We start from the raw sequence: 25,294 nt of genomic DNA on the forward strand, positions 1-25,294 counted from the left end.
ATTAAATAAATTCACAAAAAAATATAATATATTAAAATAGGTTATATGTCAATAAAAAGAAAAATGTAAAAATGTCGATAGGTGTAAAGATTGATTACGTTTATTATTTCATATAAAGGGTATAAATTAATAAAAAGTATATAATAAAATTAAAGGAGACTAAAGCAATGATAAGAGTATGCCCATATTGTTCAAATATAAATGTAGACAAGTTAAAAAAGACTATAGGAGAAGAAAATGTTAAAACTGGATGTATAGGTGCATGTAGATCATTTTCTAAGGAAGCTGTTGGAAAAATAAACGGAGAACTTGTTATAAAGCAAACAGAAGATGAATTTTTAGAAGCTGCAAAAAATAATAAATAAAAAAAGAATTTAACCAAAGTATTTAATTTCATATATAAAGATGAGGTGAATCTGATTTATAGATGATAGCCATAGTTTTATACGCATAAAAGTAGTAGTAATTTTGCTACTACTTTTTTAATAGGTATTCTTTATGAAGTAACCAAGTATTATTTTCCCATTTGTATATACAAATATTATCAAAGTTACAATTAAAATCACAAGGTATATAACTTACATAGTTTAATAAATCATTAAATATATTTTTTATTTTTTTTGAACTTATAGTAATATGAAATATTTTATTTTTACCATCTAGTTTATCAAAGTTTATATAATCAATACTACTCATAGAATCTATTAGATTATCATGAAGAATTTTGCCTTCTTTACTCATAATGACTTTCATAAATATAACCCTATCATCAAAATGGTCGTATCCTTTTATTTTATAAGGTGCAGAATAGTTTTCTTTGCTAAATTTATCTAAAGTATTTTCTAATTGTATTATATTATCGGTTTCAAATGGAGATTTAATAGTAAAATGCGCAGGAAGTTTAGATGATTTAGCATTGAATTTCTCATAGACTTCTTTTCTTAAATTATTATTAAAATTACCTGCTTCTCCTTTAACTACACTTACAACAACATATCTCATAAACTACTCCTTTGTATCTAAATTTATGTACATAGTATAAATTATCATATTAAAATTTATAACATATACATAAATATTATATACTTATAATATGATATAAATAAGTGAAAATATGAAGATTTTACAAATACAAAAAGTAAAATATAATTAAATATAAATTATTTAGTAATAAAATAGTAATCAAAATTTAGGAAAATTAGTGTATAATTATCTTAAAATTAATTTAAATATTTTGGAGATGATAAAATGAGCTTTATTAAAAGATTAAAAAATGTTATAGAAGCAAAAGCTAATAAGGTATTAGATAAACATGAAGATCCAATAGAAATGTTAGAACTTTCTATAAAGAAAAAAGAAGAATTACTTACAAATGCTAAAAAGCAATGTGCAAACTTTATAGCTACAGTAGATAGTATAAGAGATGAGAAAAAAGCGCTAGAAGAAAAAATAAATAAATATGAAGAAGCTACTAAAGCAGCTATATTAAAAGAAGATACTGAAAAAGCACAATCATTTGTTAAGCAAAAGCTAGATTTACAAGAAAAGTTAAATCAAACTAATTCTAGAATAAAAGAACAAGACGATAAAATATCTTCTATAAAAGTTAAGATAGAAGAGTTAGAAATAGAAATATCTAAAATGAAGTCTAAAAAACAAGAGTTAGCAACAAGACTTGATGTTGCTGAGATAAATAATGAAATAAATGAAACATTATCAGGTCTTAATGATGACCATGGTATAAATTTAGATGAACTTGAAAAGAAAGTTTCTCAAAAAGAAAACTATGGAAAGGCTTTAGATGAGTTAAAACCTAAAAATGAAGATGAGTTATTAGATGAATATATAAAAAGTTCACCATCAGTTGATTCTAAAGTAGCTGAAGAATTAGAAAGAATAAAAGAACAAATGAAAAAATAGTATATTAAAGGTAGATGGTTTAAAGCTATCTACCTTTAATAATGTATAGAATGAATAGTTTGGTTTTAGAGGTGGTAAATATGGAAGATATAATATTAAATGAAAAAAATAAATACAATAAAGTATATACTGAATTAATGTTTTGTGTAGATGATTTAAGAAAAATGTTAGATACAGAGGAACTAGAAAAAAGAAGTTTTATAAGTAAAGTTGATACACTAAAAGATTATATTGAGTTTTTAGATAACTTAGAAAAAGAAAGTAAAAAAGATAAGGGACTATTTAAAAAACTATTTAAAATAGAAAATGATCCAAGTCAAAAAATAAATAAGTATCTTACACTTGATAAGCGTAGAGATTTAGAAAAGATTGATAAATGCAGTAAGTGTGCATGTAGAAACTGTGTAAGTATTTGTAATATGAATCATTGCTTTAACTGTAGGGAAAAAGAGTATACAGCAAAATGTGATAAAGATACTACATTACTTACAAAAACTACTGATACAGTAGAGCTTTATCAAGGTGATGAGAAGTTTGTATTCAATGTAGCAGGTTATTTAGTAGAAAAAGATGATAATGGAAACTTTAGTAGATATGTATATTTAATAGATAGCAAAGATTATGATAATCAGCATATATTAAAGTACTCGAAATTTAAAGGAGAAGAATCATATGATTCAGTTATAACTGATGGTACTCAAGATGAGTTAATTAGAATAAATGATAAATTTATAGAAATGGGGTTAAGAGTATAATATGAGAAATAAGAAAATAAAGATAGCTTATCTTTTAACGACATTTATATTTTTATTTACTTACATAGGGGGATTATTAGGAAATATAAAATCTTATGCATATGATGATACTTATGTAGCATTAGTTTCTACAACTAAACCTAGTTCTGGAAGTTTTAAAAGTTCAACAAAAAGCTCAACGAAAAATTATTCCACAAAGCCCAAAAGCACAATAAAGCCAGATTCGGGAAGTTTTTCTATAAAGCCAAATACTAGTAGTAACAATTCAGGTTCATCAAGTACAATAAAACCAGATTCAGGAAGTTTTTCTACGACACCTAAAAATAATAATAGTAGTAATAATAATACTAACGCTAATAATGATTATGGTGATTATGGAGGAAGTAGATCTAAGAAATCTATATTTGGAGGAAGTTACTACGGAGGATATAGTCCATTTAGAAGAGTCTTTTTTGGATATGGAGTAAGTTCATGGATTATGAAACTGGTAATGATTATAACTGTAATAGTAGTTATATACATTGTAATTGATTATATAAGAAGTAAGAGAGATTAAAACTTAATATTTATATAATAAAAAATAAGTAGGATAATTAATATAAAATTATATCTACTTATTTTTTATAAAATTTAAAGTTTATTTTACGTAAACACCGGAAACATATCCGTATCTACCATTGTATTCTATTTTATGCCAATCAAATTTTGTATCTATGACCTTAACTTTAGTTCCCTTTGGTAATTTACCTATAACTTTAAAGTTTTTTCCTCTATTACTCATGATATTTACAGTATTTAAAACGGTAGCATATTTAGATGAACCAGAGATATTGAAATATTTTTTTATACCATCAACTATACCATTAACTACTTTATCTTGATATTCATCAGTACTTAATTTATATCCTTCAGATGAATTTGATATAAAACCACATTCTAAAAGAATAGATGGTTTTTGGTTATCTCTTAATACTTGTAAGTTTTTTGTTTTTATATTTCGATCATTTGCATTTGTATAATTTACAACGCTTTTATGGATAGTAGTTGCTAAATCTTTATTTTTAGCACCCATATAATAAGTTTCTATACCATTTGCATTTTTATTTAAAGATGCATTTTGATGTATTGAAATAAACATATCTGCATCAGAATTATTTGATTTTATTGCTCGTTTTGATAATGATATATATGAGTCATCATCTCTACTCATTTCAACCTTTATACCTTCATCTATTAATTTATCTTCTAACTTTTGCGCAATTTGCAAGTTAATAGCATCTTCGAAATACCCATTATGAGTACTTCCATTATCTTTACCCCCATGACCTGCATCTATAAATACTTTGTAGCTTGCTGCATTTGATATTATAAAATTTGATGCAAGTATTGTTGTTAATATAGATGCTGATGCAATTTTTTTTAATGTCTTATTTATCAAAATATACCTCCTATATATGTAAATTATTTCATATATATTATATATATGAACAAGGTATATTTCAACATTTTATGTTTAATGATTAAAGTAAATATAATTTTAGGTATAAAGGAAAAACTAAGATATAAATAAGTTAATTTAATAAATTTATAAAAAGTTATTGAAAATATAAAATAAATACTTTAATATACCTATATAGGGTATGTGGGATATCAAAATAATTAAAGGAGATACGATATGCTAAATAATAAAGAAACGTATAAAATAGGTGGTATGACATGTGCATCTTGTGCAAAAGCTGTAGAAAGAGTAACTAAAAAATTAGATGGCGTAGAAAATGTAAGTGTAAATATTGCAACTGAAAAGCTTAATATAGAATATGATAAGCAAAAAGTAAGTTTTGATGATATAAAATCAGCAATAGAAAAAGCCGGATATTCAATAATTGAAGACCACAAAAATACTTTAGAAATCAAAATAGGAGGCATGACATGTGCATCTTGTGCCAAGGCTGTAGAAAGAGCTACAAAAAAATTAGATGGAGTAGAAAATGCAAGTGTAAATATTGCAACGGAAAAAGCAAATATAGAGTACGATTCATCTAAGGTTAAGTTATCACAGATAAAATCAGCAATAGAAAAAGCAGGGTATTCTATAATTGAAGAAAAGAAAGAAGCACTAGTAGATGAAGATAAAATAAGAAAAGAAAAAGAGATGAAAACTTTATTTACTAAATTTATAATAGCGGTAGGATTTTCTATTCCACTATTTTACATAGCAATGGGACCTATGATATCAAAGCCTTTTGGTCCTTGGCCAGTTCCAAGTATTATAGATCCGATGATGAATCCATTAAATTATGCACTTATACAAATGATATTAGTAATTCCAGTAATGATGGCGGGTTATAAGTTTTACATAAATGGATTTAAATCACTTATCAATAAAAATCCAAATATGGATACACTCGTTGCAATAGGAACATCAGCAGCATTTTTATATAGTGTGTATACAACATTTAAAATAGCAACTACTACTAGGGAAGTGGGACATGGACATCATCAATTATACTTTGAAAGTGCAGGTATAATAATTGCTTTAATATTACTTGGGAAATATTTAGAATCAAGATCTAAAGGAAAAACAGGAGAAGCTATAAAAAAACTTATGGGACTTCAACCTAAAACTGCATTAATTATAAAAGGAAATCAAGAAGTAGAAATACCAATAGATGAAGTTGAAGTAGGAGATATAATAATAGTAAAACCAGGTAGTAAAATACCAGTTGATGGTATTGTTGTAGAAGGACATACATCAGTTGATGAATCTATGCTTACTGGTGAGAGTATACCAGTTGAAAAAAATGTTGGAGATAATGTAACTGGAGCAAGTATAAATAAAAATGGTGTTATTAAATTTAGAGCAGAAAAAGTAGGTTCAGATACTGCACTTGCCCAAATCATAAAGCTTGTTGAAGATGCTCAAGGTAAAAAAGCTCCAATAGCAGCACTTGCAGATACTGTATCTGGATACTTTGTACCAGCAGTTATAATAATATCTTTGGTGTCAGCAGCACTTTGGTTTATAGTTGGAAATAAGGATTTAGAATTCGTTCTTACAATATTTATATCAGTGCTTGTAATAGCATGCCCTTGTGCACTGGGTCTTGCTACACCAACAGCAATAATGGTTGGAACTGGTAAAGGTGCAGAAAATGGAATACTTATAAAAGGTGGAGAAGCTTTAGAATTGGCACATAAAGTAGATACTGTAATATTTGACAAAACAGGTACAATAACAGAAGGAAAACCAACTGTTACAGATATAATAACAACTAATAATGTAGATGAGAGATACTTACTTCAATTAGCGTCAAGTGCTGAAAAAGGTTCAGAACATCCACTTGGAGAAGCTATAGTAAAATACGGAGAAGAAAGTAATATTGAATTTAAGAAAGTAGAAAATTTCAAAGCTATACCAGGGCACGGTATAGAGGTTACAATAGATGGCGATATAGTATTACTTGGAAATAAAAAACTTATGAATGATAAAAATATAGATTTAGGAGACTTAGAATTAAAATCTGATGAATTAGCATCACTTGGAAAAACTCCTATGTATATAGTAGTAGATAATACTTTATGTGGAATAATAGCAGTGGCAGATACTGTTAAAGAAAATAGTAAAAAAGCTATAGAAAAGCTTCATGAAATGGGAATAAAAGTAGCTATGGTTACAGGTGACAACCAAAAAACGGCAGATGCTATAGCAAAAGAAGTTGGAATAGATATAGTAGTTTCAGAAGTTTTACCAAAAGATAAATCTAATGAAGTTAAAAAACTTCAAGAAAAAGGTAAATTTGTTGCAATGGTTGGAGACGGCATAAATGATGCTCCTGCGCTAGCTCAAGCAGATATTGGTATAGCTATAGGAAGTGGTACAGATGTTGCAATGGAATCAGCAGACATTGTACTAATGAAGAGTGACTTAATGGATGTACCAACGGCTATAAAGCTAAGTCATGAAACTATAAAAAATATTAAGCAAAATTTATTCTGGGCATTTGGATATAACACTATAGGTATACCTATAGCAGCAGGAGTTTTATATATATTTGGTGGACCTCTTTTAAACCCAATGTTTGCAGCAGCTGCTATGAGTTTAAGTTCTGTGTCGGTTGTTACTAATGCACTTAGGCTTAAAAATTTTAAAGGATATAGGTAATAAGAGATAGATATAAATTTTAATGATTAAGATACAAGAATAGGTATTATCAGAGTTTTATGGTAATATCTATTTTTTATTATAAACAGTTTACACTGTTAAAAAATTCATATATATAAGAATATATTTATATGATTAAAAAATTTTATATATGGGATAAAAATTAGAAGATATAAAGGAAAGAGTTGAAAAATTAGTAGAATTAAATCATATTCAAAATTCAAATTTAATATATCCAGATTAAGTACTAAAAATATATTAATTAACTCGTTGTGCTAGTTAAATTTTTCAATAATAAAACTCCAACAAATATAGTATCCTAAGATTATCTCTACTATTCTAAAGGAGGATTATATATGCTAGAGTTTAATAATTATTATATCCAAGATCAAAAAAATTTAACTGATTTATTTACAAATATATTTGTAATTATAGATGATATATATAATGAGATTATACCTATAACTGTAAGTAATAGACGTAATATAAAAGATAGCAAACTTTCTGATAGTGAGATAATCACTATTAGCATAGTTGGTGAACTTTTAACTATTGATTCTGAAAAAGCATTCTTTAGTTTGCTTAAAAGGGAATATAAAAATCTATTTCCAAAGATAGGAGATAGAACGAGATTCAACAGAACTAAAAGAAACTTATATTGGGTAATATCTAAAATAAGAGAGCATATTTCTTTATTTATGCAATCTTATTCTAACAATATAAGAATTGTAGATAGTATGCCTATTCCAGTATGTGAATTTGGTAGAGCACATTTTAGTAAATGCTTTAAAGGCGAAGCCTCTTATGGTAGATGTCCTTCAAAAAAACAAACTTATTTTGGATTTAAATTTCATGCTCTTACTACAATAGATGGATTTTTATCTGATTATATTATAACTCCAGCTAATGTAGATGATAGAAATGCAGTATGGGATTTATGTGATAAATATAAATCTATTTCTATTATTGGTGATAAAGGGTATGTAAATAAAAGGCTAACGCCTGAACTGAAAGTTGAAAAGGATATAAATCTATTATTTTTAAAGCGCGGAAATAGTAAAGATAATTATCCCAAAGATATAAGACAATTGATATTTAAAGCTAGAAGAAGGATAGAAACTAGTTTTTCTCAGTTGGCAGAACAATTAAATTTGAATAAAGTAAAAAGTAAATCAATGTTAGGATTTATAACTAGAACTTCAATAAAAGTTTTAGCTCATAATATATCATTTCTAATAAACAAATTAATGGGAAATGAAGATTCTATATCTAAAATAAAAAGATTAGTATTTGGATAAAAATTACAAATACTAATCTTTCATAGGATATTCTTTTTTGCACAATTTAAATTCCTTTATTTGGAAAAATAATTAACTAGCACAACAGATTAATTATTATTGAAATTTAAAGCTATAAAAATATTATTAAAAAATAAAAAAGTTTTATAATAAGGTATTATCAGAATAAATTTGCTATATATTATTAGTTCACACTAAATTCATAAAAGTAGGATAAAATATTTATATTAGCTAAAGAAAAAGGAGATAAAAAAATGAATGCATCGATATTAGTTATAGAAGATGATAGTAGTATACAAGAACTTATAGTAGAATTTTTAGGATCGCAAGGATATAATGTGGATTTTGCAAGTGATGGATTAGAAGGAATATCTAAATTTAAGCAAGGAAATTACGACTTAATAATATTAGATATAATGATGCCGAATTTAGATGGATATTCAGTTTGTAAAATGATTAGACAAAATTCTAAAGTACCGATAATATTTTTAAGCGCACTAAATGAAGAAGAAAATCAAGTAAAAGGATTTGAATTAGAATGCGATGATTACATAACTAAACCATTTTCATTTAATATTTTAATAAAAAGGGTAGAAGCTGTTTTAAGGAGAAGTTTAAAAATAACTAGTGAAGAATCATTATGTTTTGAAGATTTAAAACTTAATTTAAATACATATACAGTTGAAGTAGAAGGGGAGACCATAGAACTTACATTAAAAGAATTTAATATATTAAAGACATTAATAGAAAAGTATCCTCAAGTTATAACGAGAGAAGGACTGCTTGATTCGATATGGGGATATGATTACTATGGAGATACAAGAATAGTTGATGCTCATATAAAAAACTTAAGAAAGAAAATTAAGTTACAATATATAAAAACTGTAAAGGGTATAGGGTATACACTTGAAAAGATTATTTAATAGATTAGAAAATATAAATATAAAGTATAAGTTATTTTTAATAACAACAGGGCTTTTAGTAGTGCTTGCTATGATAATATATATGATATTATATTTTTTACTGCCTACATATTATCATAAGTATAAAATAGACCTTTTAGATAAAAGTGTAAGTGAAGTATGTGAAAATTCACCTAGACATAATACAAATTATTTACAAGAAAGATTATATTATATGTCTAAAAATCAAAATTTATCGATTGTATTAAAAAATCGTAATGGCAAAATATTATATGGGAAAAATGAAATTGTAATATCAAGATATAGTAAATATATACTAGGAAAAACTCCAGATGATGAATATCATGTAACCGTTCCTATATATACTAATGACTCTATAGCTCCTTATACGCTGGATATAGTAATGCCTCTACAACCTATAGATGAGGCTAATCAAGTTATAAGAAAATTAATGCCATTTATATTAATAGTTGCACTTTTAATAGGGGCAATAGGGGCATATATTTATTCAAAGGTAATAACAAAGCCACTTATACAAATTATAGAAAGTGAGAGAGAGGCCGAAAATAGAAGGAAAGACTTTGTAGCGACAATATCTCATGAACTAAAAACTCCTATAACTATAATTAGCGGTCAACTTGAAGGTATGATGTATAATATTGGAAAATATAAAGATAGAGATACATATCTAAAAAAATCATATGAATCAACACAAGAATTAAGAGATTTAGTTAATGAAATGATAGAAGTGTCAAAGCATGAAATATTAGAATCAGACTTAGCATTAACGAAAGTTAATTTAAGCAGTCTTTTAGAAAAACTTATAAAAAAACATCAGTTTTTGATAGAAGAAAAGAATATGAATGTAATACTTAAAATAGAAAATGACGTTTATATAAAGTGTGATGAATCAAGAATTGAGAAAGCTATAAATAATATAATAATAAATGGAATAAAGTACTCTCCAAAAGATGAAAATTTAATAGTAAGACTTTATAAGAAGAACTATAAAAATAGTAGAAAAAATAACCAATATAGAGCATATTTGGAAATAGAGAATACTGGTGTTACTATAGATAAAAAATACTTAAGTCAGATATTTAATCCATTTTTTAGAATAGAAAAATCTAGATCAAGAAAAACTGGAGGAAGTGGTTTAGGATTATATCTAGTAAGTCAAATACTTAAATCTCATGGATATTATCATAGTTTAAAGAATAAAGAAAATTCTGTAGTATTTACTATTGAGTTTAAAAATTAGATTTCAAGAACTATTCACAAAAAACTCATATTAAATTCATAAAAAAGAGTTATTATATAACTAAAGAAAGAACTAACTTAAAAACTATAATATAATACCCTATTGTAAAATAAACCCCACGAACATCCTCCACAATGTTTATTTTGCAAAAAAAACCCATAATTAAATTTTATGGGTTTTTTTACTTACTAAATAATCAACTATATATCCCATAATAATAATACCAGGTATATTTATAATTAATCGATAGAATGTAAACTCATATCCAAGAGCTCCAATTTCAAATAGTAGTGTAGAAAATTTAGTTACACACCATGCATTTAAAAATATAATTATATTTGAAAATTTGACTCCCTTTTTTATCAAAACTGCAGCAAATGGAAAGCCAGCATACATAGGTCCAGCAGCAAAAAATGCAAGCATAAATGATAAAAATATTCCTAGAAGTTTAGATTTATCTCCCATATATTTCATAAAATATTCTCGAGGAATCCATTCATCCATAAGTCCTAGCAATATCATAGTTGGAGGTAAAACTGATAACATTTGAATTAAATTCGACTTAATGTTTTTAAATGCAGAAAGTCCAATTTCATTATTGAATATGGAAATTAGTATAAGAATAAAGAAAAATATTAAAAAATATTTATATCTTTTAATTATTTTTGATATACTCAATTAAATACACCTCCTATAAAAATAGCAACAATAAATGAAAATAAAAAAGCTAAGAAATTTCGATAAAACGCAGCTTTTTTACCTATATATTCAGCCTCTAATGGGAAAGTTAGCATACCAACCATGGTAAGTGTAGTAATTAAAGCAGAGACTTGAGCATATCCAGCGCCATTTTGAAGTAAAGTATTACCTGTTGAAAATGCAACAAAAGTTGGCATCATAGTAATAGCTCCAATTATAGAAGATAGTAGTATACCAAAACTTCCAGACTCTTTACCTATAAGTTTTGATATCATTTCTGGATTTAAAATAGCTAATATTATAGCTATAATTATTACAATAGATAAAAATTGAGGCATTATATTTTCTAAAGATTTAAGTCCGTTAATAATTGCTTTTTTAGTTTTTTCTTTGTTTTTAAGAAAAGATACTAAAGTAAGTATTATACATAGTCCGTAAAGAGTATAAGTCATTAAAAATATCCCCTCCTTTTTATACTTATAGTATGAAGAATTATAAATAATCGTTAAAGATTTATGTTATCAAATAAAATTATTTATTTTGGGAACAATAAAAATTAAAAGGAGGGTTTGATATGAGCCATATAAATGATATGAATGATATGAAAAGAGAAGTTAAAAAAACAGCTACTAAAGCTAAGTACATGGCAAAAGAAGTAGCAGAAGATGTAAAAGATGATCTGGAAGGTGCAATGAATATAATGGAGTCTAAAAAAGATGAATTAGTGGATATGTATGAACAAAAGAAATTTGCACACGATATAAAAAAACAAATGAAAAACGAAATGAAGTAATAATAAGAGGTGTATCAATATGATACGCCTTTTATTTTAAATCTAAAAAACTTATTATTTAATTTAAAAGAAAATTTAGTATAAAATAAAATAATTTAGCCTAATATATAACATTTTGATAGAAATTTTCATATTCTATTATAAACCAAAAATTAATGGGGGTTTAGATATGGCTAATAAAAAAAGAAAAAGACCTAATGAAACATCTAACCAAAATAATAAAAATAAGCCAAATAACAAATTTAAAAATAATAAGAATAATAACAGTAAACCAATTAATAATAAAAATGAAATAAATGAAAAATTAAAACAAGTATTATTAGAAAAATTAATAGAAAAGCTTAAATAATAAAAATTAAAGTTGAATATATTATTATTTAAATATAGAAAATAAGTTATTTTAAACTTATAAAAAATGAGGGAAATTTCCCTCATTTTTAACTTATATAAATTTTAGTTAAAGTAACTTTAAAATTCTAAATTTAAAGAAAGTAACCTATTTTTTAATTCATTCATTATATTAATTTCATCTTCAAGTGTATCCGCATCATAAGTTACAGAAAATCTTAAGAAAGCTCCGCAATCATCCCAAGGAACAGTAGATACTAATGCATTTGATAAAAGGTATAAGGTAACATCTTCAGCTGTTGTAAATTTAACTCCTTCTTTTATACCTTTAGGAATAGGAACATAAATATAAAATCCAGCTTTAGGTTTTGTAGCTTCAAAGCCAACTTCTTTCAATGCTTCAGTTAAAAGGTCAAGTCTTCTAGAATATCTTTCTCTATTAATATCTACTAAATGATAATTATCAAGTGCAAATACACCTGCTTTTTGTATAGCTCTAAATTGACCAGAATCTGTATTAGATTTTATTACAGAGAAAAGTTTTATAAATTTATCAGACCCAACTATAAAAGCAAGTCTCCAACCAGTCATATTGAAGGACTTAGACAGAGAATGGATTTCTACACAAACATCTAAAGCACCATCAACAGATAATATGCTAAGAGGTTTATATCCATCATAAGTTAGGTGTCCATATGCTAAATCTGATACAACTAAAATATTATTTTCCTTAGCGAAATCTACAATATCTTTATAAAATTCATAAGTTGCGACCTGACCTGTAGGGTTGTTCGGATAGTTTATATACATCATTTTAGCTCTTTTTAAAATATCGTTAGGAATATTTTTTAAATCCATATAAAAATTATTTTCTTTGGAAAGTTCAAGATTATATATTTCTCCACCTAAAAGCTTTGTATAAGTTGCTAGGGTTGGGTAATTAGGCGATGGCATTATACATACATCGCCAGGATTTATAAAGCATATCGGTATCATAGCAAGTATAGATTTAGATCCTATCCCGTGCATTACATTAGATGTAGTAAGATTATCTATACCATATACATTGTTTAAATATCTACAAGCAGCTTCTTGAAATTCTTCAATTCCATTATCGGCATAGTACCTGTTTTCAGGCTTTCTACATTCATTATTTAATACATCACATATAAGTTTATCAGCCATTTTATCAGGCTCTCCTACACCCATATCAATAAGTTTAATATCAGGATTATTCTTTATAGTTTCATGAGTTAATTGTTTGATTTTCTCAAATTTATAAAGTTTTTTAGGAGCATTAAAGAAAGAAGATCCTCCTAGTGAGTCAGCAATTAAATGGTCCAAAAATCCCATTGTTATACCTCCAAAATAAATAGTATAATATATAATATTTATCGGTTACATATTTAAGCACTGAATCTAGAAAATTAATATAAAATGGATATAAGTGTAAGAATTTTAAAATGTGTTATAAAGTAATTATTTACAAGTTTAAAAAAATATATAGGAAAAACTATATTTATACATAAGAAAGGGTGATAATTTTGGATAAATCAAAAGTAAGAAGAGATAATAAAAATCAATCAATACAAAATATAGTGAATCATTCTCAAGGAGATAAAGATCTTGTATCAAATCTTGAACAAGTTCAAGTTGTAAATAGTGAAGGAAATAGTAAAAAGGATAATAATCTCCCTAAAAATAATATGATTTAAATATATAAAGTAAAGCAAGAACTTTCTACAAAAAAAATCATATAATTATACGAGAAAGGTATTGTCTACTTTTCTTTTAAAAAGGAGGTTTTTGTATTGCAAAATTTAAACAATAAAAAGTATACAAGAGCTGAAAAGAACTCAGACTATAGAAAGATGTTTTTAGGGGTAGATATTAAATTTAAACTAGAAAATGGTAAGAAGGTTATACCTATTGGATTTGACAATGGTGCAACAACACCAGCTCTAAAATGTGTATTTGACGAAGTATACAATGATTTATTAGTATATGGCTCGATAGGTAGAGGTCAAGGCCCAAAAGGAGAATTATCAACTAGAAAATATGAAGAGTCTAGAGAGAGAGTATTAAAATTTTTTAACTTACAAGACAATGATACTCATACAGTTGTATATACAAAGACAACAACAGAGTCTTTAAATATATTAGCTAACATACTAATAAAAAATAAAAATGATAAAGTACTAACAACTAGAATGGAACATCATGCAAATGACCTTCCTTGGAGAAAAAATGCTATAGTTGAATATATAGACGTAGATGAATTAGGAAGGATAAATATAGAAGATATAGAAAATAAATTAAAAAAAGAAAATGGAAATATAAAAATAGTAAGCGTAACTGGTGCATCTAATGTAACAGGATATATAAATCCTATACATGAAATAGCAAGACTTGCTCATAAATATGGTGCAATAATAGTAGTAGATGGAGCACAATTAGTTGCACATAAAGAAGTTGATATGAAAGGAAAGGATCCTACAGAGCAAATAGACTTTTTAGTATTTTCAGGTCATAAAACATATGCACCATTTGGAAGTGGTGTAATAGTTGGTCTGGTAAAAGATTTAGATGTTGAAGAACCTTTTGTAAAAGGTGGAGGATGTGTAGATTACGTATTTGATGATAAAGTAATTTGGAGTGAACCGCCAAGTTTACATGAAGCTGGAAGTCCAAATTTTATAGGAACTATGGCAATGGTTAGAGCATTAGAAGAGTTAAAAAATATAGGTTTTGAAAATATATATAATCATGAAAGAAAAATCAAGGATTACTTGATGGAAGAAATGAAAAAAATTGATAATGTAATAATATATGGAGATACTGAAAATACTGAAGATAGATTGGGTGTTATATCTTTTAATATAAAGAACAAAGATTGTTATGAAGTAGCTGATAAATTTGCAAAAGAAAATGCAGTATCACTAAGAGCAGGTAAGTTTTGTGCACATCCATATGTAGCAAGATTACTGAAAGTAAGTAATAATTACGAGGAATATAAGAAAAATCTTGATGATGCTGATTTTGGGATGATTAGGCTAAGTATAGGATTGTATAATACAATGGAGGAAGCAAAGATATTTATAGATGAATTAAAGAAAATTGCAGTAGATGCATAATGAAAAAAGTAGCCAATTTATTTGGCTATTTTTTTTATCAAAATAAAAATAAAAAAGTTATAGGAAATTGTTTACAGAATTACAGTAATCGTTTACTATATAGATATAAAGTTATAGTAATCGTTTACTGTGAATGATTATTAAGAATATATAAGATAAAAAAAGGAGTTATTTACTCTTATAAATTTAATAAAAATATATTTAATCAAAGGAGTATTGAGATGATAAATAAGTTAAAATCAGATTTTAAAAGAATATTTGAAATAGAAAGTGAAGAAGTATTTTTCTCACCAGGTAGAGTTAATTTAATAGGAGAGCATACAGACTATAATGGAGGTCATGTATTCCCTTGTGCACTATCGTTTGGTACTTACGGAGTAGTATCAAAAAGAAATGATAAAAAGATTAGAATGTATTCATTAAATTTTGAAGATATAGGAGTAGTAGAGTTTAACTTAGATTCTATAGAATATGATAAAGCACATGATTGGGTTAATTATCCAAAGGGGGTAGCAAAAGTTATACAAGATAAAGGCAATAACATAGAACATGGTCTTGATATATTAGTATATGGAAATATACCAAATGGAGCGGGTCTTTCATCTTCGGCATCGCTTGAATTATTAATGGCAGTTATATTAAATGATACATTTAATCTTGGAATAGATATGGTAGATATGGTTAAATACGCTCAAGAAGCTGAAAATAAGTTTATAGGTGTTAACTGTGGTATAATGGATCAATTTGCAATAGGTATGGGGAACGATAGATGTGCAATATTACTTGACTGTAATACATTAAAGTATAGATATAGTGAAATAAATATGGAAGGATACTCTATAGTTATAGGAAATACTAATAAAAGAAGAGGTTTAGCAGACTCTAAATACAATGAAAGAAGAAGTGAATGTGAAAGAGCATTATCTAATCTTCAAACTAAATTAAATGTAAAAGCATTAGGAGAGTTAACAGAAGAAGAATTTGAAGCTAATAAAGAATTAATAGAAAATGAAGTAGATAGAAAAAGAGCAAAGCATGCAGTATATGAAAATCAAAGAACATTAAAAGCTGTTAAAGCATTAGAAGAAAATAACCTAGAATTATTTGGACAATTAATGGTTGGTTCTCACGTTTCTTTAAGAGATGATTACGAAGTTACAGGAATAGAATTAGATACATTAGTTAGTTTAGCACTTAAGCAAGATGGTGTAATAGGTGCTCGTATGACAGGTGCAGGATTTGGTGGATGTACAGTAAGTATAGTTAGAAACGAAAATGTAGGAAACTTCATAGAAAATGTAACTAAAGGATATGAAGAAGAAATAGGATATGCACCAACATTCTATGTTGCTAATATATCAAGTGGTACTAGAAAAATAGGGTAAATATAACTTATTAGGAGGAGATAGAAATGTCAGTATTAGTTTGCGGTGGAGCAGGATACATAGGAAGCCATACAGTACATCAACTTATAAAAAATGGTGAAGATGTTATTATAGTAGATAATTTACAAACAGGTCATATGGATGCAGTTCATAAAGATGCAAAGTTTTGTAAAGGTGATATAAGAGATAAGGAATTTTTAAGAAGTGTATTTAAAGAAAATAACATAGAATCAGTTATACATTTTGCAGCGAACTCTTTAGTTGGGGTAAGTATGAGTGATCCTTTAAGTTACTTTGATAATAACGTATATGGAACACAGGTACTACTTGAAGTTATGGTTGAATTTGACGTTAAAAAAATAGTATTTTCATCAACAGCAGCAGTATATGGTGAGCCAAAGCAAATACCAATACTTGAAACAGATATTACTAATCCAACTAACACTTACGGTGAAACTAAGTTAGCTATGGAAAAAATGATGAAATGGACTGATTTCGCTCATGGGATTAAGTATGTATCACTTAGATACTTTAATGTTGCTGGAGCATTAGAAGATGGAGCTATAGGAGAGGACCATACTCCAGAAACGCATCTTATACCACTTATACTTCAAGTACCTCTTAAGAAAAGAGAGTACATAACTGTATTTGGAGATGACTATGATACTCATGATGGTACTTGTATAAGAGACTATATACATGTCATAGACCTAGCTAATGCTCATATAAAAGCACTTAACTATTTAAGAGAAGGAAATGAAAGTAATATATTTAACTTGGGTAGTGGAAATGGATTTACTGTAAAAGAGATGATAGAAGCTGCTAAAGAAGCTACAGGAGAAGAAATAAAGGTCGTTATAGGAGAAAGACGTTTAGGAGATCCAGCAAAACTTGTTGCATCAAGCCAAAAGGCAAAAGAAATACTTGGATGGACTCCAGAATTTGATGATGTTAAGAAAATGATAGGGGATGCTTGGAATTGGCACAAAAACCATCCAAATGGATTTAATAACTAGGGGGATATTATGAATATAAATTACGAAGTTAATAGATTAATAAATTTTGCGATTCAAAATAATTTAATAGATAAGTTAGATGCAGTTTATGCATCTAACTTATTATTAGAAGTATTAAACTTAGATGAATTTGAAGAAGTTGAAGTTGATGAAAAACTTCAAACAGCAACACCTATACTTGAAAATATGTTAGACTATGCAGTTGAAAAAGGTATGATAGAAGATACAACAACTGAAAGAGATTTATTTGATACAAAAATAATGAATGCTTTAATGCCTAGACCATCAGAAGTCATAAAAACTTTTAATGAAAAGTATGAAAATAACAAAGAAGAAGCAACTGATTACTACTATAAAATGAGTATAGCTTCAAATTATATAAGAAAAGATAGAACTGATAAAAATATAGTTTGGAAAACTACAACAGAATATGGTGATTTAGATATAACTATAAACTTATCTAAGCCTGAAAAAGATCCAAGAGATATAGCGAAAGCGAAACTTATGAAATCTACTTCATATCCTAAATGTTTATTATGTAAACAAAATGAAGGATTTAGAGGAAATATAAATCATCCGGCTAGACAGAACCATAGAATAATACCAATGGAATTTGCAGGAGAAAATTGGTTTTTACAATACTCTCCATATGTATATTACAATGAACATTGTATAATACTTAATGCAAAACATACTCCTATGAAAATATATAGAAAGACATTTGAAAATTTATTAGGATTTGTAGAAAAATTACCACACTACTTCGCAGGTTCTAATGCGGATTTACCAATAGTTGGTGGATCAATACTTTCTCATGATCATTACCAAGGTGGACACTACACATTTGCAATGGAAGTTGCTCCAATTGAAGAAACTTTCGAAGTTAAAGGATATGAAAATACTAAAGTTTATCGTGTTAAATGGCCAATGTCTGTTATAAGACTTAATGGAGAAAATAAAGAAGAAATCATAAATTTAGCAGAACATGTATTAAATACATGGAAAAATTACTCTGATGAAAGTGTTGAAATACTACATGAAACAGATGGAGAGCTACATAATACTATAACTCCTATAGCAAGAATAAAAAATGGTAAATATGAACTTGATTTAGTACTTAGAAATAATCGTACAAATGAAGCTCATCCTATGGGAATATTCCATCCACATAATGAAGTTCATCATATAAAGAAAGAAAATATAGGTTTAATAGAAGTTATGGGATTAGCTGTACTTCCTGCGAGACTTAAAAATGAGATAAATAGCTTAGGAGAACTTTTAGTATCAGGTATTAAGAATATAGATGATAATGAAAGTTTAAATCACCATGGAAGTTGGTATAAGTATATAGTAGGAAATTATAGTAATATAAATAAAGAAAATGTAGATCAAATACTTATAGATGAAGTTGGTAAAAAATTCTCTACAGTACTTGAACATGCTGGAGTATTTAAGCGTGATGAAGAAGGTATAAAAGCATTTAATAAATTTATAAATTCATTATAAGGAAAATTTAATTATGAAAACAACTATAGTAGATGTAGCAAAAGCTTGCAATGTTTCTGTAGCCACTGTGTCGAGGGTTATAAATGGGAATTATCCTGTAAAAGAAGAAACAAAAGAAAAAGTATTAAAAGTAATAGAAGAACTACAATATAAACCTAACACACAAGCTAGGGACTTAATAAAGAAGCAGTCTAGTACTATAGGTGTAGTAGTTCCAAGTATAAGTAATATGTTCTTTACTAACGTTATAAATGGTATAGAAAGTTATTTTGAAAAATCAGAGTACTCAATTTTTTTATGTATAACTGAACATGATAAAGACAAAGAGATATCAAGAATAAATGAGCTTATATCCAGAAACGTAGCTGGTATAATAGTTGTTGACCCGGGAATAGATAACGTGGAATCAAAATATTTTGATCAAGTAGCAAAATATCTACCGATGGTATTTGTAAATAGATACTCAGAAAGTTCACATATATCATCAGTATATAATGACCAAGAAAATGGAGCAAGGCTTGCTATTAATTACCTCTTATCTAAAAATCATAAAAATATAGCATTTATTCGTGGAGATAATAGTTATTCTTATGATATAAAAGAAAAGGTATACAAAGAAATGATGAAAGATATAAATAATTTCAAAGAAGAGTTTATAGTAAATATAGGCCATGGAAATAGTATACAAACAGTTAATAAAACAATGAAAGAGGGAATAAAGTTATTAAGTTTAAATAAAGATGTAACGGGAGTATTTGCTTGTAATGATCTTATGGCTATAGGTATTATGAATGCATGTAAGAAGCTTAATATAAAGATTCCAAATGATTTGTCCATAGTTGGATATGATAATATTGAACTTAGTGAAATGGTAGAGCCAAAATTAACAACAATAGATCAAAATATGTTTTTACTAGGTAAAAACTCAGCTATATTATTAAATGAAAAAATAGAAAATAATAATAAATATAGCAAAAGTATAGTACTGAATAATCATCTAATTAAAAGAGATACTTAAAACCTATGGGAAAAATTTACCCCATAGGTTTTTTACGTACAAGGAAATTATATTATAAAAATACATATGGATAATCTCTGTATAATAGACAGAGCAATAGTTTTATAAGTGCAAAAAATTATATTTTAAGCAATGGATTTATCTAAAATTATTTGCTAACGCATCGCTTAATCTAAGCGTATTTTGTATTTATAAAAAAATATAAAAGTTAAGGTTAAGTTAAGGTTAAAGCTAATACTAATATAAACAAAATAATTTAAGGAGGACAATATGAAACTAAATAAGAAAAACATAATATTAGCATCAATATTAGGATTAACATTAATGAGCTCTAATTTTAATTTATCAAATGCACAAGAATTAATTACACAACCACAAAATTCATGTGAGCAACAACATCCAAATTGTAAGATGATGCATAGAAAGAGCATATTTAAGGAAAGTGTAGAAAAATTAGAAGTAGAAGGTGTTCTTACTCAAGATGATATAAAAAGTATAAAAGAGTATTGTAAAGAACAGATGATTAAGAAAGAAAAAGAAAAATCTATTGAACAAGTTGAACAAATGGTTAAAGATAATGTAATAACTAAAGAAAAAGGTGAAAAACTTAAACAAGCTATAACAAATAGTAAAGGAGAATAATAAGAAAAGGAACTCTTGATAATAATTCATGAGTTCCTTTCTATATATTAATGTATCACTAGATTTTTAACATTATTTATTATTAGATTTTTTAGTAGATTTATTTTTTATATTTTTCTTAACAGATTTACTCTCTTTAGAATCTTTAGGTTTTCTAGTTTGTTTAAACGCAGCATCAACAAGTTTACCTTCTTTTAAATCTTTTTTCTTTATATCTATATTAAAGTTTCTCTTGTAGTCTCTTATAGTAGATAGATTTTGATTAGTAACTATTGATATAGCATCACCTTTTCTATTTCCTCTAGCAGTTCTACCACATCTGTGTACATACTCATTTTTTCCTGGTGGGAAATCTAAGTTAAATACATGAGTAACATCAACTATATCAAGACCACGAGCAGATAAGTCTGAAGATACTAGTATTTTAGATTTGCCTATTTTAAAGCTATTTAAAGCATTTTTTCTATCTTCTTTTGTCATTCTACCGTATATACCAACAGCCTTATAACTATGATAGTTTAATTTTGCAGTTATAACTTCTATACTATCTTCGTCATTAACAAATACTATAGCACGTTTTGGATTAGTTGCAGCGATAGCTTTTCTAAGCAAGGTAAACTTATCACGTCTATCTCCATGTAAATACATATGATTTATATTTGGATTTATAGGTTCTTCATCTATTTTTATAACTTCAGGCTCTTTCATTACATTGTTTAATATATCTAGAGCAGTTTCATTTAAACTAGCTGAAAATCCTAGAAGTTGTCTATCTCTTAATGTAGTTTTAATTATATCCTTTACAACTGATACATTATTTCCACTAAGTAAACTATCAACTTCATCAAGTATTATAGTTTTTATAGTATGTGCTTTTAATTTCTTTTGCTTTATTAAATCTAAAACTCTACCAGAAGTCCCAACTACTATATGAGGCTTTATAGCTTTTATATTTTTTATTTGTTTTTGAATATTTACTTCTCCTATTAAAGAAAAAGCAGTAACATCGAAATTAGAATTAGATGATAAAAGCTTTGCTTGATCTGTTATTTGCATAACCAATTCATGAGTTGGAGCAAGTATTAAAACTTGAGTTTCTCTTTTTGTAGAATCTATTTTTTCAAACATTGGAAGTAAATATGATAGGGTTTTACCGCTTCCTGTTTGTGCATTTACTATTAAATCTTTGTTATCAAGTATTTTATTTATAGTAAGGCTTTGAACCTTAGTAGGCTCGGTTATATTTTGTTTTTTTAAGCCATCAATTAAATTCTTATTTAAGTTTAATTCATTAAATGTAGTCATATATTTCTCCTTCGTTATTTATATATATCTAATTATACACATATTATATAAAAAATTACACTAAATAAAATATAAAATAATATTTTATATAATCTGTTGCGATAGTTATTTTATTAAGTATATTGAAATTATTATATAAGTTTTTTTATTATTAAAATATAGATTGATATAATCCAGTATTTTAAATGATTATATTTAACTAGCGCAACAAGTTAATGTAGAAAAGGAGATTTAAGATTAATTATAGCATTTTGTATATATTTAATATTAATAATTAAATCTAAAATTGCACAAAATATATAAAAGAGAAATAACATTAGATATAATTAAATATCAAATAAAATTTAATTAAAAATATCACAAAGTATAATAAAAAAGCATAAAATATGGTAAAATGTACAATGTATACAATTGATAAATTAAATACACTTTATAGGGAGGACAATAATGAAGAAGAATAAAGTTGTAATAGTTGGAACAGGTATGGTAGGTATGAGTTACGCTTACTCTATGGTAAATCAAGGGACATGTGAAGAATTAGTTTTAATAGATTTAGATAAAAAGCGTGCAGAAGGAGAAGCAATAGATTTAAATCATGGTCTTAGTTTTGCACCTAGAAAAATGAATATATATGCTGGTGATTATAGTGATTGTAAAGATGCATATCTAATATGTATAACAGCAGGTGCTATACAGTTAGAAGGTGAAACTAGACTAGATTTACTTCATAAAAATACTAAGATAATGAAGTCTATTGTAAATGAGATAAAAAAGTCAGGATTTGATGGTATAATATTAGTTGCTGCAAATCCAGTTGATATAATGACTTATGTTTGTTGGAAATTATCAGGATATGATAAATCAAAAGTAATTGGATCAGGAACAACATTAGACTCAGCTAGACTTATGTACACATTAGGTGAAAGGTTAGATGTAAATCCAAAAGATATAAACGCATATGTTATAGGAGAGCATGGTGATTCTCAATTTGTGGCATGGAGTTACGCACTATGTGGAGTTCAACCAATATATCAAATCGCGTCAAGAAAAGATAGCAAGATAAGATTTGAGGATTTAGAGAAAATAGAAGATGAAGTTAGAAATATAGCGTATAAGATAATAGAATGCAAAAAATCAACATATTATGGTATAGGCATGGCTTTAACAAGAATAACTAAGGCAATACTTGAAAATGAAAATAGTGTGCTTACAGTATCTTCATATTTAAATGGGGAGTATGGTCATGACGATGTATATATTGCTGTGCCAAGTATAGTTAATGAAAATGGTGTAAGAGAAGTTATTCATCTTCCATTAGATAATGAAGAAAAGGAAAAGTTAGACAAATCTGTCGAAATAATGAAAGAAAATATAAATAAGCTAGATATATAAAAAAATAAGAAGTTGAGAGATTCTCAACTTCTTATTTTTTTACAAAATTATAAAACTGTTTAATTTTAGGACATGAGTAATTAAAAGTAGATATTATTAATGTATTATTTTAATGTCGAAAATATATTTTTTACAAAAATGATATGATAATTGTATATACTTTCAAATTTTGTTATACTAATTAAAGTAGAGTATACAATAATAAAAGGTGGGGACCTAAAAATGATAGGAAATAAGGATAGCTTAATAGGATCATTGTTAAATGGTGGAAATGTGTACAGATTAAAATGTCAAAATTGTGAAGCTGTATCAGTTCAAATAACAGAAAATAATGGACCAGATTATACATGTCTTGATTGTGGAGGTAGATGTGTTATATTTAAGGAATTTTTAGCAGACAAGGAAGACGTTATCTTTTCGATGAAGGGGATAAGAGATTAGAATATAAAGTTATAATTATAGAATACCCTATATAGATATGAGTTTTACATATAAGCTATATAGGGTTTATTGTATGTTTATATTTTTTTTATATAATATATAATCATGATAATACTTCCAAATAAAGCATCTATCATATCATGCATAGTGTCGGTAAGTCCTCCTTGTTGCGTATTCATTTTGAATAGCGTATCTAAGGAATATTCAATAATTTCACAAACAGAGGCAAATCCCATTGCAAAAAAGAAGAGTAGTATAACTATTAATAATTTATTAGTAAAATTACTTATTTCAACAATTTTAATAATATTAAAACCAATCTTAATAGTTATAAAACCAGACCAAAAGTGTAAAAAATCATCATAGTGTTTTATACTATCATAAAGTCTAAATGAAGATCCAAAAACTAAACAAAATAGTATAAATAAACTTCCAACTATATATAGACTACTATCTAATATAAGAAAATTTTTAGAATAGACCCATCTAAGAATTAAATTGATGATAAATGCAATTGTAGGTAGACCTACATTTTTATAATCTTTGTTAAATAAAAAATATCCTATAGAAATTATATATATTATACAAATAACTGTATCAAAATAATTTATTTTTTTAGTTTCATAATATACCAACCTCTTTATTTATTTAAATATATTTTATGCAATAAATTAAAAAATTATAAAAATAAAATTATATGCCGCTATTTAAAATAGTCAAATTATCTATAATTCTTATAATTAATATTCAAAAAATCTATTTTAGAAATTATTAAGTAATCTTAACAATATAAATATATATATTTATATTGTTATAGGGGGAGATTATGGATGATAAAATATTAAAAAATGATTTAAGTCTAGATAAAAGAAAACTTCTAGATAAATATAACTTAACTTGCTCAGAAGATTATATCTGGGAGTTTAGGCATAGTAAATATCATACAGTAAAATATTTTTCTCATAAGTTTGCGAAAAATCATTCTACATTGGCTTTAGTCTTTTATATAAATAGATTGTGCTATGCGAAAATTAAGTATTTTGAAGAGAACCTTTATAAATATGAATCATATAAATATATATTTAAAAAGGGATTTTCTAAATGTGAAATGTATGATATGGAATTTTTATTTCATAAGCCAAGTGAAAGATTTATTGATATTAGAAGTTTAAGAGAAATAAAGAGTATTGAAGAGTTTAAGAGATTTTGTAAGATATTAGAAGAACTAGAATGAAGTAATATAATAAGAACATATTAACCATATTACTTTTTTACGCTTAAGGATATTATAATACT

27 protein-coding genes are annotated in these 25,294 nt (G+C 26.3%); 20 read left to right on the forward strand and 7 right to left on the reverse strand.

Features of this window, described 5'->3' with window-relative positions:
- Positions 1-167 precede the first annotated feature (167 nt).
- Positions 168-365, forward strand: coding sequence for a DUF1450 domain-containing protein (locus CRIB_RS03355; protein WP_071120990.1), 198 nt, complete (start codon positions 168-170; stop codon positions 363-365).
- A gap of 109 nt (positions 366-474) precedes the next feature.
- Here the strand turns inward: CRIB_RS03355 and CRIB_RS03360 are convergent, their stop codons facing one another.
- Positions 475-1,002, reverse strand: a complete 528-nt coding sequence (locus CRIB_RS03360; RefSeq protein ID WP_180703131.1) for a 2'-5' RNA ligase family protein — start codon at positions 1,000-1,002, stop codon at positions 475-477.
- Between the two features lie 246 nt (positions 1,003-1,248).
- On the opposite strand from CRIB_RS03360, the gene CRIB_RS03365 reads away from it, so the two are divergent.
- The 3 genes from CRIB_RS03365 (at position 1,249) to CRIB_RS03375 (ending at position 3,231) form a co-directional block, all read left to right on the forward strand.
- A complete protein-coding gene (locus CRIB_RS03365) occupies positions 1,249-1,920 on the forward strand; it encodes a PspA/IM30 family protein (RefSeq protein ID WP_180703132.1) in 672 nt (223 codons plus the stop codon).
- 80 nt (positions 1,921-2,000) lie between these two features.
- A complete protein-coding gene (locus tag CRIB_RS03370; protein WP_180703133.1) occupies positions 2,001-2,675 on the forward strand; it encodes a hypothetical protein in 675 nt (224 codons plus the stop codon).
- A gap of 1 nt (position 2,676) precedes the next feature.
- On the forward strand, positions 2,677-3,231 hold the full coding sequence (locus CRIB_RS03375; RefSeq protein WP_180703134.1) for a hypothetical protein: 555 nt from the start codon (positions 2,677-2,679) through the stop codon (positions 3,229-3,231).
- An 81-nt stretch (positions 3,232-3,312) separates the two neighbouring features.
- Here CRIB_RS03375 and CRIB_RS03380 read toward each other — a convergent pair whose 3' ends face one another.
- Complete coding sequence (locus CRIB_RS03380; RefSeq protein ID WP_180703135.1) at positions 3,313-4,113, reverse strand: N-acetylmuramoyl-L-alanine amidase; 801 nt, start codon at positions 4,111-4,113, stop codon at positions 3,313-3,315.
- Positions 4,114-4,350: 237 nt separating this feature from the next.
- On the opposite strand from CRIB_RS03380, the gene CRIB_RS03385 reads away from it, so the two are divergent.
- From CRIB_RS03385 to CRIB_RS03400, 4 genes are all read left to right on the forward strand, one after another.
- Entirely contained in the window at positions 4,351-6,837 is a 2,487-nt protein-coding gene (locus CRIB_RS03385; protein ID WP_180703136.1) for a heavy metal translocating P-type ATPase, read from the forward strand.
- A 356-nt stretch (positions 6,838-7,193) separates the two neighbouring features.
- The gene (locus CRIB_RS03390; protein WP_180701595.1) at positions 7,194-8,135 is read left to right on the forward strand and encodes an IS982 family transposase; all 942 of its coding nucleotides are present in this window, start codon (positions 7,194-7,196) and stop codon (positions 8,133-8,135) included.
- A gap of 254 nt (positions 8,136-8,389) precedes the next feature.
- Positions 8,390-9,058: a response regulator transcription factor gene (locus CRIB_RS03395; RefSeq protein ID WP_180703137.1), complete on the forward strand. Its 669-nt coding sequence runs from the start codon at positions 8,390-8,392 to the stop codon at positions 9,056-9,058.
- A complete protein-coding gene (locus CRIB_RS03400) occupies positions 9,042-10,319 on the forward strand; it encodes a sensor histidine kinase (protein WP_180703138.1) in 1,278 nt (425 codons plus the stop codon). Before CRIB_RS03395 ends, CRIB_RS03400 begins: the two co-directional genes overlap by 17 nt.
- Before the next feature lie 162 nt (positions 10,320-10,481).
- On the opposite strand, the gene CRIB_RS03405 is transcribed toward CRIB_RS03400, so the two are convergent.
- On the reverse strand, positions 10,482-10,997 hold the full coding sequence (locus tag CRIB_RS03405) for a permease (protein WP_180703139.1): 516 nt from the start codon (positions 10,995-10,997) through the stop codon (positions 10,482-10,484).
- Complete coding sequence (locus CRIB_RS03410; RefSeq protein WP_180703140.1) at positions 10,994-11,470, reverse strand: permease; 477 nt, start codon at positions 11,468-11,470, stop codon at positions 10,994-10,996. Before CRIB_RS03410 ends, CRIB_RS03405 begins: the two co-directional genes overlap by 4 nt.
- A 122-nt stretch (positions 11,471-11,592) precedes the next feature.
- Here CRIB_RS03410 and CRIB_RS03415 point away from each other — a divergent pair, with 122 nt between their 5' ends.
- Positions 11,593-11,811: a hypothetical protein gene (locus CRIB_RS03415; protein WP_180703141.1), complete on the forward strand. Its 219-nt coding sequence runs from the start codon at positions 11,593-11,595 to the stop codon at positions 11,809-11,811.
- 169 nt (positions 11,812-11,980) lie between these two features.
- Positions 11,981-12,160, forward strand: a complete 180-nt coding sequence (locus CRIB_RS03420; protein ID WP_180703142.1) for a hypothetical protein — start codon at positions 11,981-11,983, stop codon at positions 12,158-12,160.
- A 119-nt stretch (positions 12,161-12,279) separates the two neighbouring features.
- Here CRIB_RS03420 and CRIB_RS03425 read toward each other — a convergent pair whose 3' ends face one another.
- Complete coding sequence (locus tag CRIB_RS03425) at positions 12,280-13,512, reverse strand: LL-diaminopimelate aminotransferase (protein WP_180703143.1); 1,233 nt, start codon at positions 13,510-13,512, stop codon at positions 12,280-12,282.
- A 191-nt stretch (positions 13,513-13,703) separates the two neighbouring features.
- On the opposite strand from CRIB_RS03425, the gene CRIB_RS03430 reads away from it, so the two are divergent.
- The 7 genes from CRIB_RS03430 (at position 13,704) to CRIB_RS03460 (ending at position 20,860) form a co-directional block, all read left to right on the forward strand.
- The gene (locus tag CRIB_RS03430) at positions 13,704-13,874 is read left to right on the forward strand and encodes a hypothetical protein (RefSeq protein ID WP_180703144.1); all 171 of its coding nucleotides are present in this window, start codon (positions 13,704-13,706) and stop codon (positions 13,872-13,874) included.
- Between the two features lie 96 nt (positions 13,875-13,970).
- Positions 13,971-15,293, forward strand: a complete 1,323-nt coding sequence (locus CRIB_RS03435; RefSeq protein ID WP_243633567.1) for an aminotransferase class V-fold PLP-dependent enzyme — start codon at positions 13,971-13,973, stop codon at positions 15,291-15,293.
- Between the two features lie 221 nt (positions 15,294-15,514).
- Positions 15,515-16,678 (forward strand): galactokinase, encoded by a 1,164-nt coding sequence (locus CRIB_RS03440; protein WP_330404933.1) that lies wholly within the window; start codon positions 15,515-15,517, stop codon positions 16,676-16,678.
- Between the two features lie 26 nt (positions 16,679-16,704).
- Positions 16,705-17,694: a UDP-glucose 4-epimerase GalE gene (galE, locus tag CRIB_RS03445; RefSeq protein ID WP_180703145.1), complete on the forward strand. Its 990-nt coding sequence runs from the start codon at positions 16,705-16,707 to the stop codon at positions 17,692-17,694.
- 9 nt (positions 17,695-17,703) lie between these two features.
- On the forward strand, positions 17,704-19,200 hold the full coding sequence (gene galT / locus CRIB_RS03450) for a UDP-glucose--hexose-1-phosphate uridylyltransferase (protein ID WP_180703146.1): 1,497 nt from the start codon (positions 17,704-17,706) through the stop codon (positions 19,198-19,200).
- A 13-nt stretch (positions 19,201-19,213) separates the two neighbouring features.
- On the forward strand, positions 19,214-20,218 hold the full coding sequence (locus CRIB_RS03455; protein WP_180703147.1) for a LacI family DNA-binding transcriptional regulator: 1,005 nt from the start codon (positions 19,214-19,216) through the stop codon (positions 20,216-20,218).
- Between the two features lie 270 nt (positions 20,219-20,488).
- Positions 20,489-20,860, forward strand: a complete 372-nt coding sequence (locus tag CRIB_RS03460; RefSeq protein ID WP_180703148.1) for a hypothetical protein — start codon at positions 20,489-20,491, stop codon at positions 20,858-20,860.
- Positions 20,861-20,932: 72 nt separating this feature from the next.
- Here the strand turns inward: CRIB_RS03460 and CRIB_RS03465 are convergent, their stop codons facing one another.
- Positions 20,933-22,165, reverse strand: a complete 1,233-nt coding sequence (locus tag CRIB_RS03465) for a DEAD/DEAH box helicase (protein ID WP_180703149.1) — start codon at positions 22,163-22,165, stop codon at positions 20,933-20,935.
- A gap of 447 nt (positions 22,166-22,612) precedes the next feature.
- On the opposite strand from CRIB_RS03465, the gene CRIB_RS03470 reads away from it, so the two are divergent.
- Together CRIB_RS03470 and CRIB_RS03475 are read left to right on the forward strand one after the other, a co-directional pair.
- Positions 22,613-23,557, forward strand: coding sequence for an L-lactate dehydrogenase (locus tag CRIB_RS03470; protein ID WP_180703150.1), 945 nt, complete (start codon positions 22,613-22,615; stop codon positions 23,555-23,557).
- A gap of 222 nt (positions 23,558-23,779) precedes the next feature.
- Positions 23,780-23,998, forward strand: coding sequence for a hypothetical protein (locus CRIB_RS03475; protein WP_180703151.1), 219 nt, complete (start codon positions 23,780-23,782; stop codon positions 23,996-23,998).
- Between the two features lie 77 nt (positions 23,999-24,075).
- Here CRIB_RS03475 and CRIB_RS03480 read toward each other — a convergent pair whose 3' ends face one another.
- Positions 24,076-24,633, reverse strand: a complete 558-nt coding sequence (locus tag CRIB_RS03480; protein ID WP_180703152.1) for a hypothetical protein — start codon at positions 24,631-24,633, stop codon at positions 24,076-24,078.
- 191 nt (positions 24,634-24,824) lie between these two features.
- Between CRIB_RS03480 and CRIB_RS03485 the strand changes: the two genes are divergently transcribed.
- Positions 24,825-25,232, forward strand: a complete 408-nt coding sequence (locus CRIB_RS03485; RefSeq protein WP_180703153.1) for a hypothetical protein — start codon at positions 24,825-24,827, stop codon at positions 25,230-25,232.
- Positions 25,233-25,294 lie beyond the last annotated feature (62 nt).

This window comes from Romboutsia ilealis, assembly GCF_900015215.1.
Classification (GTDB): domain Bacteria; phylum Bacillota; class Clostridia; order Peptostreptococcales; family Peptostreptococcaceae; genus Romboutsia; species Romboutsia ilealis.